This is a genomic window from Enterococcus haemoperoxidus ATCC BAA-382 (assembly GCF_000407165.1).
In the GTDB taxonomy this organism is placed as follows: domain Bacteria; phylum Bacillota; class Bacilli; order Lactobacillales; family Enterococcaceae; genus Enterococcus_L; species Enterococcus_L haemoperoxidus.
In genome coordinates, this window is record NZ_KE136479.1 from 1,798,519 (window position 1) to 1,814,896 (window position 16,378).

Annotated in this window: 14 protein-coding genes; 1 reads left to right on the top strand and 13 read right to left on the bottom strand. The window is 35.5% G+C overall.

Annotated elements, in window-relative coordinates; genetic code table 11:
- Positions 1-27 precede the first annotated feature (27 nt).
- The 3 genes from I583_RS08335 to I583_RS08345 all read right to left on the bottom strand — a co-directional run bounded on the left by I583_RS08335 (position 28) and on the right by I583_RS08345 (position 3,268).
- Positions 28-894: a class II fructose-bisphosphate aldolase gene (locus I583_RS08335; protein ID WP_010760933.1), complete on the bottom strand. Its 867-nt coding sequence runs from the start codon at positions 892-894 to the stop codon at positions 28-30.
- A 297-nt stretch (positions 895-1,191) separates the two neighbouring features.
- Complete coding sequence (locus I583_RS08340; protein ID WP_010760932.1) at positions 1,192-2,070, bottom strand: hypothetical protein; 879 nt, start codon at positions 2,068-2,070, stop codon at positions 1,192-1,194.
- 268 nt (positions 2,071-2,338) lie between these two features.
- A complete protein-coding gene (locus tag I583_RS08345; RefSeq protein WP_034682845.1) occupies positions 2,339-3,268 on the bottom strand; it encodes a YitT family protein in 930 nt (309 codons plus the stop codon).
- 251 nt (positions 3,269-3,519) lie between these two features.
- Between I583_RS08345 and I583_RS08350 the strand changes: the two genes are divergently transcribed.
- Positions 3,520-4,014 carry a YajQ family cyclic di-GMP-binding protein gene (locus I583_RS08350; RefSeq protein WP_010760930.1) on the top strand — a complete coding sequence of 165 codons (495 nt, stop codon included), beginning with the start codon at positions 3,520-3,522 and terminating at the stop codon, positions 4,012-4,014.
- A gap of 56 nt (positions 4,015-4,070) precedes the next feature.
- Here I583_RS08350 and I583_RS08355 read toward each other — a convergent pair whose 3' ends face one another.
- The 10 genes from I583_RS08355 to I583_RS08400 form a co-directional block, all read right to left on the bottom strand.
- Positions 4,071-5,036 (bottom strand): asparaginase, encoded by a 966-nt coding sequence (locus tag I583_RS08355; protein WP_010760929.1) that lies wholly within the window; start codon positions 5,034-5,036, stop codon positions 4,071-4,073.
- Positions 5,037-5,220: 184 nt separating this feature from the next.
- A complete protein-coding gene (locus tag I583_RS08360; RefSeq protein ID WP_010760928.1) occupies positions 5,221-7,578 on the bottom strand; it encodes an ATP-dependent DNA helicase in 2,358 nt (785 codons plus the stop codon).
- A 139-nt stretch (positions 7,579-7,717) separates the two neighbouring features.
- Positions 7,718-8,875 carry a bifunctional glutamate N-acetyltransferase/amino-acid acetyltransferase ArgJ gene (argJ, locus tag I583_RS08365; protein WP_010760927.1) on the bottom strand — a complete coding sequence of 386 codons (1,158 nt, stop codon included), beginning with the start codon at positions 8,873-8,875 and terminating at the stop codon, positions 7,718-7,720.
- Positions 8,876-9,115: 240 nt separating this feature from the next.
- Complete coding sequence (locus tag I583_RS08370) at positions 9,116-9,796, bottom strand: Bax inhibitor-1/YccA family protein (protein ID WP_010760926.1); 681 nt, start codon at positions 9,794-9,796, stop codon at positions 9,116-9,118.
- A complete protein-coding gene (locus I583_RS08375) occupies positions 9,789-10,271 on the bottom strand; it encodes a MaoC family dehydratase (RefSeq protein ID WP_010760925.1) in 483 nt (160 codons plus the stop codon). The genes I583_RS08370 and I583_RS08375 overlap by 8 nt, the downstream gene beginning before the upstream one ends.
- A 127-nt stretch (positions 10,272-10,398) precedes the next feature.
- A complete protein-coding gene (gene murC / locus I583_RS08380) occupies positions 10,399-11,736 on the bottom strand; it encodes a UDP-N-acetylmuramate--L-alanine ligase (RefSeq protein ID WP_010760924.1) in 1,338 nt (445 codons plus the stop codon).
- Positions 11,737-12,064: 328 nt separating this feature from the next.
- The gene (locus tag I583_RS08385) at positions 12,065-12,964 is read right to left on the bottom strand and encodes a hypothetical protein (protein ID WP_010760923.1); all 900 of its coding nucleotides are present in this window, start codon (positions 12,962-12,964) and stop codon (positions 12,065-12,067) included.
- Positions 12,965-13,145: 181 nt separating this feature from the next.
- On the bottom strand, positions 13,146-14,444 hold the full coding sequence (asnS, locus tag I583_RS08390) for an asparagine--tRNA ligase (protein WP_034682849.1): 1,299 nt from the start codon (positions 14,442-14,444) through the stop codon (positions 13,146-13,148).
- Between the two features lie 49 nt (positions 14,445-14,493).
- Positions 14,494-15,684, bottom strand: coding sequence for a pyridoxal phosphate-dependent aminotransferase (locus I583_RS08395; protein WP_010760921.1), 1,191 nt, complete (start codon positions 15,682-15,684; stop codon positions 14,494-14,496).
- A 171-nt stretch (positions 15,685-15,855) separates the two neighbouring features.
- On the bottom strand, positions 15,856-16,362 hold the full coding sequence (locus I583_RS08400; RefSeq protein WP_010760920.1) for a cell wall elongation regulator TseB-like domain-containing protein: 507 nt from the start codon (positions 16,360-16,362) through the stop codon (positions 15,856-15,858).
- Between the last annotated feature and the right edge of the window lie 16 nt (positions 16,363-16,378).

The following is a 16,378-nucleotide window of genomic DNA, read 5'->3' on the forward strand; positions in this document are numbered from 1 at the left end:
TTCAGTTAGTATTAATTATAAAATTAATTATGCTTTGTTAGCAGAACCGAACCATTCGATACGTTGTTCTACTAATTCAGTAACAGCTTTTGTTCCTGGTGCTAATAATTTACGAGGGTCAAATCCTTTACCTTCAAGATCTTTGCCTTCTTCGATGTATTTACGAGTTGCTGCTGCAAATACTTCTTGACACTCAGTGTTAACGTTGATTTTAGAAACGCCCATTGAGATTGCTTTTTGAACTTGTTCTAAAGGAATACCTGATCCACCGTGTAATACTAATGGAATGTCACCAACAGCGTCAGCGATTTCTTGTAAGTGGTCAAATGCTAATCCAGTCCAGTTGTCTGGGTATGAACCGTGGATGTTTCCGATTCCGCATGCTAGGTAATCAATACCTGTAGCAACCATTTGTACACATTCTTGAACGTCAGCTAATTCGCCAGAACCGATGATTCCGTCTTCTTCGCCGCCGATCGAACCAACTTCACATTCTACAGAAACGCCTTTAGCGTGTGCTTTAGCAACAACATCTTTTGCTTTTTCGATGTTTTCTTCAAATGGTAAGTGAGATCCGTCAAACATAACTGAAGTGTAGCCGATTTCGATACATTCTAATGCATCTTCATATTCACCGTGGTCTAAGTGAAGAGCTACTGGTACAGTGATGCCCATTGAATCGATCAAGTCTTTTACTAAATCGTAACATACTTGGTATCCGCCCATGTATTTAGCTGCACCCATAGAAGTTTGGATCAAAACTGGCGCTTTTTTAGCTTCTGCAGCTTCAAGAATCGCTTTTGTCCATTCTAGGTTGTTTGTGTTGAATCCTCCGACACCGTAGCCGCCTTTGCGAGCTGCTTTAAGAAATTCTGTTCCTGATACTAATGGCATAATAAAATTCCTCCTAAGTTTTAAAAAAACTTTATTTGTTAAGGCTATCCTTAACCAACAGTTATATTTTAGCAGACTTTTTAGTACTTTTCTACTAAAACTGACTTTTTCAGAAAACTTTTGTCCATAGTTTCACAAAAGTGCAGACACTTACTGCATTTTGTCCAAAAAAAGAATGAAGGGCTATTTAATAATACCTTCACTCTTTTAAAAATTATTATGAAATTTTTTAATCGAAGTCAAACTAACACAAAATTATAAAACCCGTATTCTTTGTGCTTACTTCCGTTTATTTGTCTATTTCCAGATAATTGGGATTTCTGCGTCACCTTTGTAAGAAAAATTACCTTTCTTGATTTCCCAACTAAATTCAAGAAACTCTTCACCTTCATAACCCTCTTCTTCATTAGGATTTTCAATGTCCGTCCATTTTAAAACTCCATCTTCCACGCTTCCAGCAAAATACTGAATTTCTGCTCCTTCGAATTGTTTAGATAAAGTAACTGGATCGATCATCTGATAGCTAGTCATACCTTTCTTCAAAACAATTGGTTGCAACTTACCTCTAGTCTCTATCCGTACATTTTCAAGATTTGGCATGTTATTCAGCGCTGAAATATCAAGCAATGCCAAGTTGTTAGTAATTCCGCTACCTTTTTCTCCCATAACGCTTTTATTAGCATAAAGTTGTATGTTTATCCTTTTAACTTTAGTTAATTTAGAAAAATCTGATAAATCTGGTATTGAACCCCCAACTCCTATTTCAAGTTCTTCTACTTTAGTTAAATTTGACAACGGGCGAAAATCAGAAATATTTCCAAATTCTATATAAACTCCTTTGGCATTTTCAACATATTGTGCCCCTTCTAAGGATGTATCTTCGTCAAAGAACTCTGTTTCCACGACATCCAAATATTTCATATCACTTTTCTTAATTAAACCATAATTATCCAAAAGTTCTTGAGCATCGTTCGCTCTATTTTCTTCTCCCATTTCCTCTAAATGATGAATAGTAGCTCCCGCAAAAGCATTTCTCAGAGCAGGACTTGGTACATATGCATAATCTGATTCATAAATACGCTTCGTTTGTTTCTCAGCGTTCACCGTTGTTGTTACTCCACCAAGTAATAAACCAACTATCACTAAAGCAACCCTTATTAACTTTTTCTTTTTCACTTTATCACTCCTTGATATTTTTGTTCAAAACTAATTTTATATCAAAAAGTTATTTTTTTAAACAAAAACTATTGCAGATTTCATCCCATAAATCCGAAATATATTTTAAGTTATTGATTTTAAACCAGTATTTTTAATTATCAATCATCCATCAAAGTCCAAATTTAAACATTCCCCGTTTTGTATCAATCAAGCTTTCTAACACTTTCAAAAAATAAAAAAACATCTGAATTGCAAGAAATCAGTTCTCACAACTCAGATAGGTTCTTTACTTTTTCTTATTTTTCTTTAATTCAGGGAAACTCCCCGTACTTTTAAAGATCCGTTGTTCATCTTCATTTGCAAATCGTCCTAATACAGAATGCGTAGGAATAATATTCATAAAAGCATTTTCATCAACTTCATAAACGATTTGCTCCAAATCATACAGTTCGTAACGTGTGATCACCATCATGATCATTCGTCCTTCAACGCCAGAATATCCGCCCATCGATGGTAGCAAGGTCATCCCACGAATCATCTGTTTTGAAATTGCCTGAGTCACAACTTCAGGCTGAACTGTTACAATCATCGCAGTAACTTTTTGATGACTAGTATGGATCGTATCAACCACTTGAGTCATACAATAAATCGAAATAATCGTATATAACGCACTTTCCCAATCAAAAACAAAACCAGCTATTGCCACAATGATTCCATTCAACATAAACATATAATTGCCGACAGTTTTCCCAGTCGTCTTCGATAGAACTAATGAAATAACGTCCATTCCACCCGTTGTAAAGCCCATTTTAAGCGATAAGCCTGCACCAATCCCAATCAGCACGCCACCAGCAATCGCATTCATCAACGGATTCGTTGTGATCACTTCGATTGGAATCAAAATAGTTGTCAGTGAAACCCACGCTACATTTAAAAAACTGTATATCGTTGATTCTTTTCCAAGTTTCATAAATCCTAACACAAAAATTGGAATATTTAATAGCAAAATAAAAAGACCTGTATCAATCGTAATCCCAAGATGTGTGTGTAATAACGTTGCAATAATTTGGGCAACACCATTCATTCCAGCAGAAAAAACTTTGGCTGGTATCAAAAAAAAGTTCAAGCTGATCGCTACTAAAATCCCAGTAACAAAAATAACAGCAAACTTCTTCAATGTTTCACTTTGTTTATATGGAATAACCCATTTTCTCATCCAAGACCTTCCCCTCATATAAAAATCCTTCAGTCCTTAATCTAGCTTCTATGTTTACTTTCTTAGATAAAATCCCTCGAATTAGGATAACAGTTTGCTCAAAAAAAGAAAAGAAAAAAAGATGATAATGAGGATTATTTTAGTCTTATCCATCCTTCCTCAACTCTCCAACTGATCTTTGCATTTTTTACTTGTTTCTTCCTTATTTAATGGTACTATAAAAGTAAGAAATAATGAGAGGAGATTATCCAATGGCAGCAAAAGAAGCTAGTTTTGATGTAACATCTGAGATAAATATGGAAGAAGTCAAAAATTCGATCCAAATCGCACTGAAAGAAATCAAAAATCGTTTTGACTTCAAAGGATCGATCGCAGATATAAAGTTAGAAAATAATAAGTTAGTGGTAGTTGCAGAAGATGACTATAAAATCGAGCAAGTAAAAGATGTCTTGTTCAGTAAGTTAGTGAAACGTGAGGTCCCTATTAAAAATATCCACTTCTCAACAAGCGAAAAAGCACTTGGTGGCGCTGCCCGTCAATATGGTGATTTGATTAGTGGAATAGATCGTGATAATGCTAAAAAAATCAATGTCGCAATCAAAAATTCCGGTATTAAAGTCAAATCACAAATTCAAGAAGACCAAATCAGAGTGACCGGCAAAAGCCGTGATGATTTACAAAAAGTAATTACATTGCTTAGAAATTTAGATTTACCTGTAGAATTACAATTTACGAATTTCCGTTAATAAAAAGCATAACAAACTGAAACATTTTTGTTTCTCAGCTTGTTATGCTTTTTTCGCTATTCACTTAAGAAATCAAATAAGGATTGCGAGTCTTTTCCACTATTTAAACCAACAATCAAGCGAATACGAGCTTTTGGTCCATTTAACCCTCTAGAAAAAACAATGCCCATTTTCTTTAGATTAACGCCACCACCTTCATAGTCATAAATATCTTCAGCAATTCCATTCGAACAGCGAGAAACTAAAACGATTGGGATATTTCTAGCTAAGAGCCGCTCTAGTGAAGGTAATGTCTCAGGTGGAAGATTCCCTGCACCCAAAGCTTCTATCACAATACCATCTGTTTTGTCATTATCCACTAAATCAAATAAACTACCATCCATCCCAGCATAGGCTTTGATTACATAAACCTCTCCTGTGACTTCTTCAATATCACAAATTTCTTGTGGGCGTACTTCACTGGCAAAAAAAGTTCGTTCCTTAGCAATCATACCAATCGGTCCAAAAGTCGGTGTGCGAAACGTTGCAACGTTTGTGGTATGGGTTTTTGTCACATAACGAGCTGTATGAATTTCATCATTCATCACAACCAGTACGCCTTTGCCAAACGATTCATCTGAACAAGCCGTCCAAACTGCACTAATAAAATTATATAACCCATCTGTCCCGATTTCGTTACTTGAACGCATGGCACCTGTCAATACAACAGGAATTTTATTTTCTAATGTTATATCTAAAAAATACGCTGTTTCTTCTAATGTATCTGTTCCATGAGTGATTACGACGCCATCGATCTCTTCAGTATACGCTTTTTGGATACGCTCCTTTAATTCCAACATTCGTTCTAAAGTCATGTGAGGAGAAGGGATATTAAAAATCGGCTCTACGATTAAATTTACTTTCCCTGCTAATAATTCTTCTTGGTCTAGCAGTGGATTCATATTGTTTGTTGTGACATTTCCATCTGCCTCTTTTGACATCGATATCGTGCCGCCTGTATGTAACACTAGGATTGTTTTCATTTTTAATCTCCCTATGATAATTTTATTCAATTAAACTGACGAATTTTTGCTCAAAAAAGAGCCGATATTCAGATCGTCGGCTTTTTTATAGTCATGATACTCACTAAAAATAAAGAGTCACTTTTACATATCAATTCTTGTTTTAGTATACCAGTAAGAGCTATTTTTTCCTATCATCAACTGCTTAATCCAACTGCCAAAATTCCTGTATGAGCTGCTTAGTTTGTTCATGCGAATAAGAAGTTTGAACCTGATTCCAATGAGGTGGAAAAAAACGTTGAACAGCGGCTGTTGAGAAACGCTGATCCAAAAGTAAAACGATGCCCTTATCCTCTGTATCCCTAATCACTCTACCAGCCGCCTGTAAAACTTTATTCATGCCAGGAATTTGATAAGCAAATTGAAATCCTTGATTTTTTTCCAGATCATAATAGCCTTTGATCAGCTCTTGCTCATGATTGATTTGCGGTAATCCCACGCCAACAATTGCCGTACCAATCAAACGACTACCTTTTAAATCGATGCCTTCTGAAAAAATCCCTCCTAAGACACAAAAGCCAACCAATGTTTCTGTCGGTTCTACCACAAAATCAGCTAAAAAAGCTTCGCGTTCCGCTTCATTCATCATGCTAGCTTGAATCTTGGATTTGACATGAGGATTTTTTTCTCGGAACATTTCATAAATTATATCCATGTAAGAATAGGACGGAAAGAAAACAAAATAATTCCCTTTTTTTGCTTGAATCATGTTGGTCAGACTTTCAATGATTTTTTCATAGCTATTCACACGTTCTTTATAAGTCGTCTGGATATACTTTTCAATCACTAATAATTGGTTTTCTTTTGGAAAAGGACTTGGAATTCGATAACGTAAACTTTCCTCTCCGCCACCTAAAATTTCTTGATAATAATCCAACGGCGTTAAACTTGCTGAAAATAAGACACTGGCTTTCCCTTTGTTTAACTTTTGCTGCAAAAGATAGTTTGGGTCGATACAAAATTGCTTGACGATGATGTCGTAATTTTGACAATTTACGTATGTACAATAATGATCATCATACCCTTCACTGATCTTAGTATAATTCAATACCTCAAAATACACAGACAAGACATGATTCAACTCAGGATGATCTTGATTTTCTGGAAGCCATTCTTTGATCTTCTCGGCTAGTGAATAAGCTACTTTCACAAGAGAGTCGATCGGCGCATTTTGATGTAAAAATTCTTTTCCTTCTTCATCACAGACTTGTTTGATTCTTTCAAATTCTTTTTCGATTTTGTTAAGTGCTCTAATCAGCTTGGTTTGTTTTTTATCCAGTACTTGTTTCAGCGCCAAAATCTTACTTTTAGACAAAACCGCCGAATACATTTCCCGTGAACGATTCACTAAATTGTGGACTTCATCTACTAAAAAAATATTTTCTTTCACTTCTGATTGTTCCTCAAAAAAACGTCTTAAATAAACAACAGGGTCAAATAAATAGTTATAATCGCAAATCACTAAATCACACCATAAACTAACATCTAGAGATAGTTCAAACGGACATAAGGTATGTTTACGAGCGTAGTGTTCAATGATCTCACGTGTAAATTGATTTTCATTGTTTAACAAATCCCATAAGCCTTCATTCAACCGATCATAATAGCCATTAGCAAAAGGACATGCTTCTGGTGTGCAATTCCGTTCTGTTAAGAAACATATTTTATCTTTTGCTGTTAAGGTGACACTCTTTAGCTGCATGTCCTTTTGTTTCATTGCTTCCACAGCATCTTCGGCTACTTGTCGCGTAATTGTTTTAGCCGTTAAATAAAAAGCTCTTTCGGCTTGTTCTTCCCCAATTGCTTTTAGCGTTGGAAATAAAGTCGAAATCGTTTTTCCCGTTCCAGTTGGCGCTTCAACAAAAAGTTTTTGATCGCTTAAAATCGTTTTATATACTGCAACAGCCAACTCTCTTTGACCTGCTCGATAATCGCCATATGGAAAAGGTAATTTTTGCAACGATTGATTCCGAATTTTACGCCAATTAGCTTTAAAAATCAGCCATTGTTCATATTTTTGTGTCAGCTCGTCAAAGAATTCTTTTAGCTCTTCTTTAGTAAATTCTTTTTCTTGCCGGGTGATTTCTTCGGTTGTTGTTTGATAGTAGGTCAATTGTAATGTGATTTCATCCAACTCTTCCTGCTGGCAATAAATATGCCCATAGCACATCACTTGATACCAAAACATGTCTATTTGTTCTTCTAATAATTCTGAAAACGCGGGTTCTGAAGTTTTAATTTCATCGATTACAGTTCGTTTTTTTTCATCAATAAAAATGCCGTCTGCACGACCTTCAATTATGTAAGTTTGCTTGTTTAATTCTATGTTTATAGCAAGTTTTATTTCTTTTTGGTAATTTTCACCGGCTGTTTTTTGAAGCTTCCGATGGATCTTAGCGCCTTCCAAAGCTGTATGTTCACTACTGTGTCTAGCGTCAATACTCCCTCTGCGTAAAATAAACTCCACTAATCTTCGGACTGCGATTCTTGGCGTATTCTGCATGTTCGATCCCACCTATCATGTTCTTATTATAGAACATACATTCGTAAAATAAAAGAGGAGAAAGCAAAACTTTTACATTTAGAAATAAGGTGGGTTCGTCCAATCATTTTTTCAAGAGACTAACTGCAAAGAAAAAGACTCAAGTCGAATAATCACTATTTATTTTGACATACTCATAACTTAAATCGCAACCAATCACTTCAAAATTTTCTGTTCCTTGATGTAGATCAACCGTTAAATGAATATCTTCATTTTGTTCGATGTATGTTGCAATTTTGTTAATGTGTTGCTTTTCTTCATTATTATTTGAAAAAATCGGATACTGTCCATAATAAATTTCTACTTTATTCTGGTCAAAAATCAACCCTTCTGTTTTCCCAAGAGCCATTGCGATTCGTCCCCAATTAGGATCATGTCCAAATAAAGCCGTTTTTACTAAAGGTGAGTTGATGATTGATTTGCCAGCATTTTTAGCTTGTTCTTTACTTTCAGCATTTTTAACGGTAACAAACATCGTTTTTGTAGCACCTTCTGCATCTCTTACAACATCTAACGCTAATTCTTTACAAATTTCATTCAAGGCTTTTTGCAATTCGGTTTTCTCAACTTCATGATGACTACTGGCTAAAAATGCGACTGTGTCACTAGTGCTTGTATCCGTATCAATACTAATTGTATTGAAAGAGTGATCGACTGCTATTTTCAACATAGAATAAATTTCTTGTTTCTCCACTTTTGCATCAGTCAAAATATACGCTAACATCGTCGCCATATTCGGTTCGATCATCCCTGAACCTTTGACGATTCCTAAAATCGTTGCATCCCCGACTTTTAGACTACGAACCTTGATTCGCTGATCGGTTGTTAAAATTGCATGGGCAAAATCTTCATAATTCTCTTTTAAATGAATTGTTTCTTTTTCTAAATATTCTTCAATAATATCGATTGGCAATTGCGGCCCTATCACGCCTGTTGAAGAAGGCAGAATATTTTCCTTTGAAATCGTCAATTTGTCAGATAATCGCGCTAAAATCTTGTATTCATTTTCTCTTCCCGTTTGTCCAGTTGCAACATTGGCGATACCACTTGTCACTACAACTGCTTGCAATTCAGCGTTTTTTACATGATCCTTCCCGATAGGTATGCATTCACCACAAAATGTGTTTTTTGTAAAAACTGCCGCAGCATGACAAACTTCATCCGCTACAATCAATCCAAAATCTTTTCTTTTTTTCTTTATCCCAACATGTGTTCCATAGAACTTAAATCCCTTCGGTACGTTTTCATACTTTCCCATCAATAACACCATCCTGTACATGATTAACTTACGTGAAGCAAAGCGTTTTATTTCTTTAATTTTATAAAAGTATAAATCAAAGTAGAAGGATAGTCAATGGATTTTATATCACAAAATTACCACAAAAAGGATTTTTATACTTAAATAAGCAAAAAATATGCATATTAATGTATAAACAATGTATTTTCACAACAAAAAAGCACCCAGATTTCTCTGGATGCTCTAATGTTAATCAACTGATTAATTATTTTTACCAAATATGCGTAAGAACGCTAAGAACAAGTTAATGAAATCAAGGTATAATTGTAACGCAAAGAATACCGCAATCCCTGTTCCTGCTTGTCCGCCTGTTTCATTGTAAACTTGACGAATTTTTTGATTATCATACGCTGTAATTCCAGCAAAGATCAATACCATCAAAATAGAAATGAAAAATGAAACTGCGCTACTGCGTAGGAAAAAGAAATTGATGACCATTGCAATAATAATTCCGATCAATGCGCTATACGCTGCATGTCCCATTGCTGATAAGTCTTTCTTCGTAAACATTCCAACTAAAGACATTGCACCAAACGTTGCAGCAGCACTCACAAAAGCACTCACAACAGTTGCTTGAGCATACATTAGTAATGTCGCAGATATTGTTACACCATTTAAGATGGAATAAATTAAAAATCCGCTAACTGCTAAACTAGGATTCTTTTGTGCTTTTAGTCCTAGGAATAAAACTAAACCAATTTGTAAAATCCATAATCCAAAAAACAAGGCTGATGAGTTTAACAACGTAACTAAAACAACTGGGTAAACGGTTAAGATCAGGTATGATACTAGTGCACTAACACCAATTCCCATTGCTAAAAATGCGTAAATTTTTGAATAAAACTTATTTAAGCCAACATTGGCTACTGCTCCATTATTCATCTATATCTCCTTCTTTCTCCACTAAATCTGCTAATGTTACTTGGGGTGGTTGTACCATTACGACCGCGTCAAGCACTCGATCTTCTTCTTCATTGACAGCTTCAATCGAAATCGTCACAACATCTTTCATCTTATCTACCTTGATCACTTCAAACTGAAACGTCAATGTCTCATAATGAAAAACTGGCTCCACAAAGTTCACAGAAAAATTGACAACATGGGATCCTGGTCCTGGTAAATGCTTTGAAATTGCACTCGTGATGATTCCCATGAGCATGATCGATGGAACGATTGGCTTACCATATTCTGTTTTTTGGGCATAATCATGTTGGATATATAAGGGATTGGCATCGTTTGTTAAGCCCAAATAAAGAAGTAAATCTTTATCTTCGATTGATTCGGTTAAAGACAGCGAATCGCCTTCCTCAATATCTTCGATGGTTTTGCCTAATTTTCTCGGTTTTCCGATATTCAAATTAGTACACCTCCACTAATGATAAGATAATTGTACCAAAATGACGACAAAAGGCAAGTTAAAAAGAAGAAGCTTCAACAAATCATAAAAATGCATTGTTGAGGCTTCTTCAATGTTATTTTTTATTTTATAAAACACTTCTTGTTGTATTACTTAATAAAGTTTCATATGCTTGCTCAAATTTTTGAACATCACCAGCACCCATAAAGACCATTACAGCATTTTCATGATCTAAAAGGGGTGAAACATTCTCTTCTTTGATAACTTGGCCGCCTTTTTGGATTTTATTGCCTAAATCCTCGATTTTAACATTGCCTTGTTGTTCCCTTGCCGAACCAAAGATATCACAAAGATAAACAGCATCCGCCAAATCCAATGCCTCTGCAAACTCATCCATCAACGCAATTGTACGAGTGAATGTATGTGGTTGAAAGACAGCAATGATCTCTTTGTCTGGATATTTTTGACGTGCACCATCGATTGTTGCAATGATTTCTGTTGGATGGTGAGCATAATCATCAACAATGATCATATCAGAAACTTTTTTCTCAGTAAAACGACGTTTCACACCTTCAAACGTCAACATTTCTTCTGCCACTTTGTTCATATCTAATTTTTCAAAATAGGCTACTGCAATCACACCTAAGGCATTCATGATATTATGTTGACCAAATGCAGGTAAAACAAAATGACCAACAAATGCATCATGGTGGTAAACATCAAAAGAAGAACCTTGCGTTGTTCTTTTGATATTCTTAGCCTGAATATCATCATCCTCTGCTAAACCATAATAGTAAATCGGTACATCCGTTTCTAGCATACGCAAATATTTATCATCCCCATATGCAAAAATTCCTTTTTTAACTTGTTTTGCCATTTTCTGGAACGCAGAGAATACGTCTTCTATACTCTTAAAGTAATCAGGATGATCAAAATCGATATTCGTCATGATTGCATAATCTGGAGAATAAGCAAGAAAATGACGGCGATATTCACAAGCCTCAAAAGCAAAAAACTCAGCATTAGGGTCGCCATGTCCTGTACCATCACCAATCAGGTAACTGGTTGGCGCAATTCCTGTTAAGATATGAGAAAGTAATCCTGTTGTACTTGTTTTCCCATGAGAGCCAGTTACTGCGATGCTTGTATACGGTTGGATAAAACGGCTAATGAAATCATGATATCGAATGATTTCCGCACCCAATTCTTTGGCACGAACTAATTCTTCATGTGTATCTGGAAATGCATTTCCTGCAATAATAATCATATCTTTCGTAATATTGTCAGCATTGAAAGGTAAAATTGTAATACCAGATTTTTCTAAATCACGTTGTGTAAAGAAGTATTCTTCCACATCTGAACCTTGCACCTGATACCCTTTTTCAAATAAAACTAACGCTAATGAACTCATCCCAGAACCTTTTATCCCAACAAAATGATGTAACTTATTCTCTAAATTGCTCATTCTAATCCTCTTCTCTTAAAATCTATATAAAACGTAGCTTTTTTAAACACTTTTCAACAGTACGAAACCCATTATCGTATAAAAATATGAAATAATCAACTAAAAAAACAGCGAATCCACTAGTTTTAACTTGTATAACAGACTTTAACCGTTATTTATTTTCTTCATCACTGATTATATACTCATTCATCAACTATCATTGTGTGCCATACTAATTCTACCTCTTTACTGGCTGGAAGATTAAATTACCTTTTGGTCCCTGTGCCTGATACTTACATCACAGTAAAAAGCTGAGACAAAACCAATTTGGCTTTGTCTCAGAAATTTTTTACTTAAAATACTTGCTATTTTCTAGCTCCATGCTTGAATCTTCAATAATTCCACTTAGAGATTTATCTAAGATCCCACGTTTTTTTTCTTGCTCAGCTTCTGCTACTTTTTGACCATAAGCTGTCTGACTTTTCGCATTCTGTTTTGCCGTCTTAAGCTCTTTTCTAGAACGCGGTAATGTATGGCTAATATCTTCTTCTTTACCAAAACGCTCCATATCAGGTTTGATTTGTTGATATTGACGTCTTGTCACAGGAATTTCAGGTGATCCTTTAGGGATATTGAACTTTTGAACCGTTGGGTCTTCATTCCCTTTCACTTGAAATGCTGCCGGTTCATCGTCAAAAAGTAAATACGAATTTTGATCCTTTTTCATCGCTTCAGCTAATTCTTCTTCTGTCAAAGCAGGAGCTTTTTCTTCTGGAATGACAGAAGCTGGAATATATTTCGGAACAAAATAGGAACGGGTATCATATGTAAAATCTTTTGAAAACGCCGCTTTATTTTTACTAGAAGATGGCTGTGAACCAAAACCATAAGAACTTCTTTTAGGCATATTGCCAAACAGATTGTTTTTTTGCTTTGGAGAAGTTGGTTTATTATGCGTCATCATATAATTCGGTAAATTAGATTTATGACGGGCTAATTCTGCTACTTGTTCTTGACTATGTGAAACATGTTGGTTGTTGGTTTGTGTTGGTTGTTTGTGCAACACTGGCTGAACACTTATCGGATCGATTACTGGTGCACTTTGTTGTGGTTGTGATGTTGTTTTAGAGAGCATTGGATCTTCTTGAAACAATGTTCGTTTATTTTCAGAAACTAATTTCACGCCTAAGTCATCGTCATAAGCTGGAAAACGAAAATGTTTTCTTTTAATTTGAGTTGGGTTTTCCATTCGAGTCATTCCTTTATTCTACTTTCTGTCAATTTTACCACAAAATAGTGGAATTCTAAACAAATTACCTTACTTTTTCTTTTTTCTTATTGTAATTTTATTTGAACGTTTCATTTTCTATAAAAATTAGTCGCTGAAACAAAGTCTAAGCTTCGTTCAACGACTAACTGATTAACAATTTCTATGGGTAAATACGGTTTAATAAACGTGGGAACGGACTTGCTTCACGAACATGCTCAATTCCAGCTAACCATGTAACAGTACGCTCTAAACCTAGCCCAAAGCCTGAATGTGGAACAGAACCATAACGACGTAAATCTAAATACCAAGAATATTCTTTTTCATCTAGATTGTGGTTACGAATTTGTTCTAATAAGTAATCATGATCGATGGCTCTTTCAGAACCCCCGATAATTTCACCGTAACCTTCTGGCGCAATCATATCTGCACAAATTACAACATCATCACGAGTAGGATGTGGTTTCATGTAGAAAGCTTTGATTGCTTTTGGATAGTTTAAAATAAAGACTGGACGGTCAAATGAGTTGGCAATAAATGTTTCATGTGGTGAACCAAAATCATCGCCCCATTCAATATCATCAAAGCCATTTTTCTTCAATAACTCTACAGCTTCATCATAAGAGATACGTGGGAATGGTAATTGCGTATATTTTTTCAAGACTTCTCGATCACGTTCTAACACATCTAACGCATGATCACAATTGTCTAATACGCTTTGAACAAGAAACGCTACGTATTGTTCTTGCACTTCTAAACTTTCTTCTTGGTGCATAAAGGCCATTTCAGGTTCGATCATCCAAAATTCAATCAAATGACGACGTGTTTTTGATTTTTCCGCTCTAAAGGTTGGGCCAAATGAGAATACTTTCCCAAATGCTAAAGCCGCAGCTTCCATGTATAATTGACCACTTTGAGATAAATAAGCTTTTTGATCAAAATAATTTGTTTCAAATAAATCAGTTGTCCCTTCTGCTGTACTTGCAGTTAGGATTGGTGGGTCGATTTTAACAAAGTTGTTGTTATTGAAAAATTCATATGTTGCGCGAATGATTTCGTTACGAATTTGCATGATTGCATGCTGACGAGACGAACGTAACCATAAGTGACGATGATCCATCAAAAAGTCTGTTCCGTGCTCTTTTGGTGTAATTGGATACTCATGGCTTTCACCAATGACTTCGATTCCTGTTACACCGATTTCATAACCAAATTTTGAACGGCTATCTTCTCTGATTTCACCAGTGATCCAAACTGAAGTTTCTTGAGTTAAGCTTTTCGCTAATTGAAAGACTTCTTCTGGGACTTCACTTTTTACTACAATTCCTTGAAAATAAGCTGTTCCATCACGTAACTGTAGAAACGCAATTTTTCCACTTGAACGTTTGTTAGCGATCCAAGCCCCTATTTTTACTGTTTCCCCTACATGATTCTTTGAATCAATAATTTGAATTTGTTCCACGATCGTCTCTCCATTCATTTATTCTTTTACCTATCCCGAATTAAGTGTTTTATTTAATTGATTTCTTCTCAATAAATGCTTTGATACGTTTTACAGCTTCTTTTAATGTATCTAAATCTGTTGCATAGCTGATTCGAACATGTTCCGGCGCTCCAAATCCAGCGCCTGTAACAAGTGCTACTTGCGCTTCCGCTAATAAATCATCTACCCAGTTGGTGACATCTGTATAGCCACACATCGTCAACGTTTCTTTGATATTTGGAAACAGATAAAACGCACCATGCGGTTTTTCCAATTTAAATCCAGGTAATGCAGCAAATAACGGATAAATCTCATTTAAACGCGCTTCAAATGCTTGTCTCATGATTTCAACTGTTTCTTGTTCACCACTCAATGCTTCGATTGCTGCATATTGGCTGACAGCCGTAGGATTACTTGTTGATTGCGATGCAATATCATTCATCGCTGAAATAATTGTTTCATCGCCAACCGCATACCCAATACGCCAGCCTGTCATCGCATAACTTTTAGAAACACCATTGATAATGATTGTTTGTTTCTGTATAGCTTTAGACAAAGTAGCAATTGGTGTAAAGGTGGCTCCATTATAAACCAGTCTGCCATATATATCATCCGATACGATTAAGATATCATGAAGCACAGCCCACTCACCGATTTTACGTAATTCTGTTTCAGAATAAATCATTCCCGTTGGATTAGAAGGTGAATTTAAAATCAATAATTTCGTTTTATCTGTTCTTGCTTTTTCTAATTGCTCCACAGTTACTTTAAACTCTTTTTCCTGAGCACACGAGATAAAGATGGGCACGCCCTCGGCTAATTTAACTTGTTCCCCGTAACTTACCCAGTAAGGTACTGGAATGATCACTTCATCATTTGGATTTAATATCGCTTGAAACAATAGATACAACGCGAATTTAGCGCCATCCGTTACAATCACATTTTTTGCCTCATAACTCAGGTGATAGTAGGATTCGATATAGTTTACAACAGCCTCACGTATTTCTTTTATGCCAGCAGAAGGTGTATAATAGCTCGCTTTACCACTTTCGATTGCTTGAATTGCAGCTTGTTGAATATTTTTAGGTGTAGTAAAATCTGGTTCTCCTACAGTTAAACTTAAAACATCTTTACCTGCAGCTTTTAGCGCATTGGCTTTAGCTGACGCGGCTAACGTAACAGAAGGTTCTAATTTTTGTGCTCGATTCGATATCTCCATATTATCGCTCCATTCATTTTTTATCAGATGTTTTAATCATGAAGCTCTTCCATTTTAGAAGTAGATAAGATGTGGTCTACCTTCGTTCAACATTTATCCCTGCTTCATTAAATAACTATCTATTATTGTAATTGTTTGTTTTATTCCTAAGAAACTTGCAAAAACGTCTCGTCAGACATTTTTAATAATCATGATTTCTTCTGCTTTTTCAAATGACAATAGATAATAATTTAATGATCCATCCTCATTTTTGGTAACAACTTCCCAAGTGGGTTTATCCTTGTATAATCCTAAGCTGATTTTTTGAATACGTTTTTCTTTATAGTCTGTTTCCATGATCTGGCGGATGTGCCCTTCTTCCACCCCATCTTTTTGATTTAAAACAGTCACTTTATCACCTGATTTCGGAATGATCACAGCTAAGTTTTCGCCTTTATCATCTTTCCCAGTCACACTAAAGTATGTATCTTTTCTGGTAAACCAATAAAAGTTATCGACTGTTTCTAGGTGTGCATATTTTTTTGCGATTGCCGTAGCTTCTTTTTTCGCTTGTGTTCTTGGATGAGTTGAGCGAATATAGGAAATAGTAATCATGACAATGATCACTAATAAAACCGCAATTACACTTACTAGGATCTTGGTTTTTCTTGCTTCATTTTGATCTTCTTGTTCTTGCAATTTTCTCGCCCTTTCC

Coding starts and splice junctions, on each gene's coding strand:
- I583_RS08335 (WP_010760933.1), bottom strand. CDS start 894: ATGCCATTAGTATCAGGAACAGAATTTCTTAAAGCAGCTCGCAAAGGC.
- I583_RS08345 (WP_034682845.1), bottom strand. CDS start 3,268: ATGAGAAAATGGGTTATTCCATATAAACAAAGTGAAACATTGAAGAAG.
- I583_RS08350 (WP_010760930.1), top strand. CDS start 3,520: ATGGCAGCAAAAGAAGCTAGTTTTGATGTAACATCTGAGATAAATATG.
- I583_RS08355 (WP_010760929.1), bottom strand. CDS start 5,036: ATGAAAACAATCCTAGTGTTACATACAGGCGGCACGATATCGATGTCA.
- I583_RS08360 (WP_010760928.1), bottom strand. CDS start 7,578: ATGCAGAATACGCCAAGAATCGCAGTCCGAAGATTAGTGGAGTTTATT.
- argJ (WP_010760927.1), bottom strand. CDS start 8,875: ATGGGAAAGTATGAAAACGTACCGAAGGGATTTAAGTTCTATGGAACA.
- I583_RS08370 (WP_010760926.1), bottom strand. CDS start 9,796: ATGAATAATGGAGCAGTAGCCAATGTTGGCTTAAATAAGTTTTATTCA.
- murC (WP_010760924.1), bottom strand. CDS start 11,736: ATGAGCAATTTAGAGAATAAGTTACATCATTTTGTTGGGATAAAAGGT.
- I583_RS08385 (WP_010760923.1), bottom strand. CDS start 12,964: ATGGAAAACCCAACTCAAATTAAAAGAAAACATTTTCGTTTTCCAGCT.
- I583_RS08395 (WP_010760921.1), bottom strand. CDS start 15,684: ATGGAGATATCGAATCGAGCACAAAAATTAGAACCTTCTGTTACGTTA.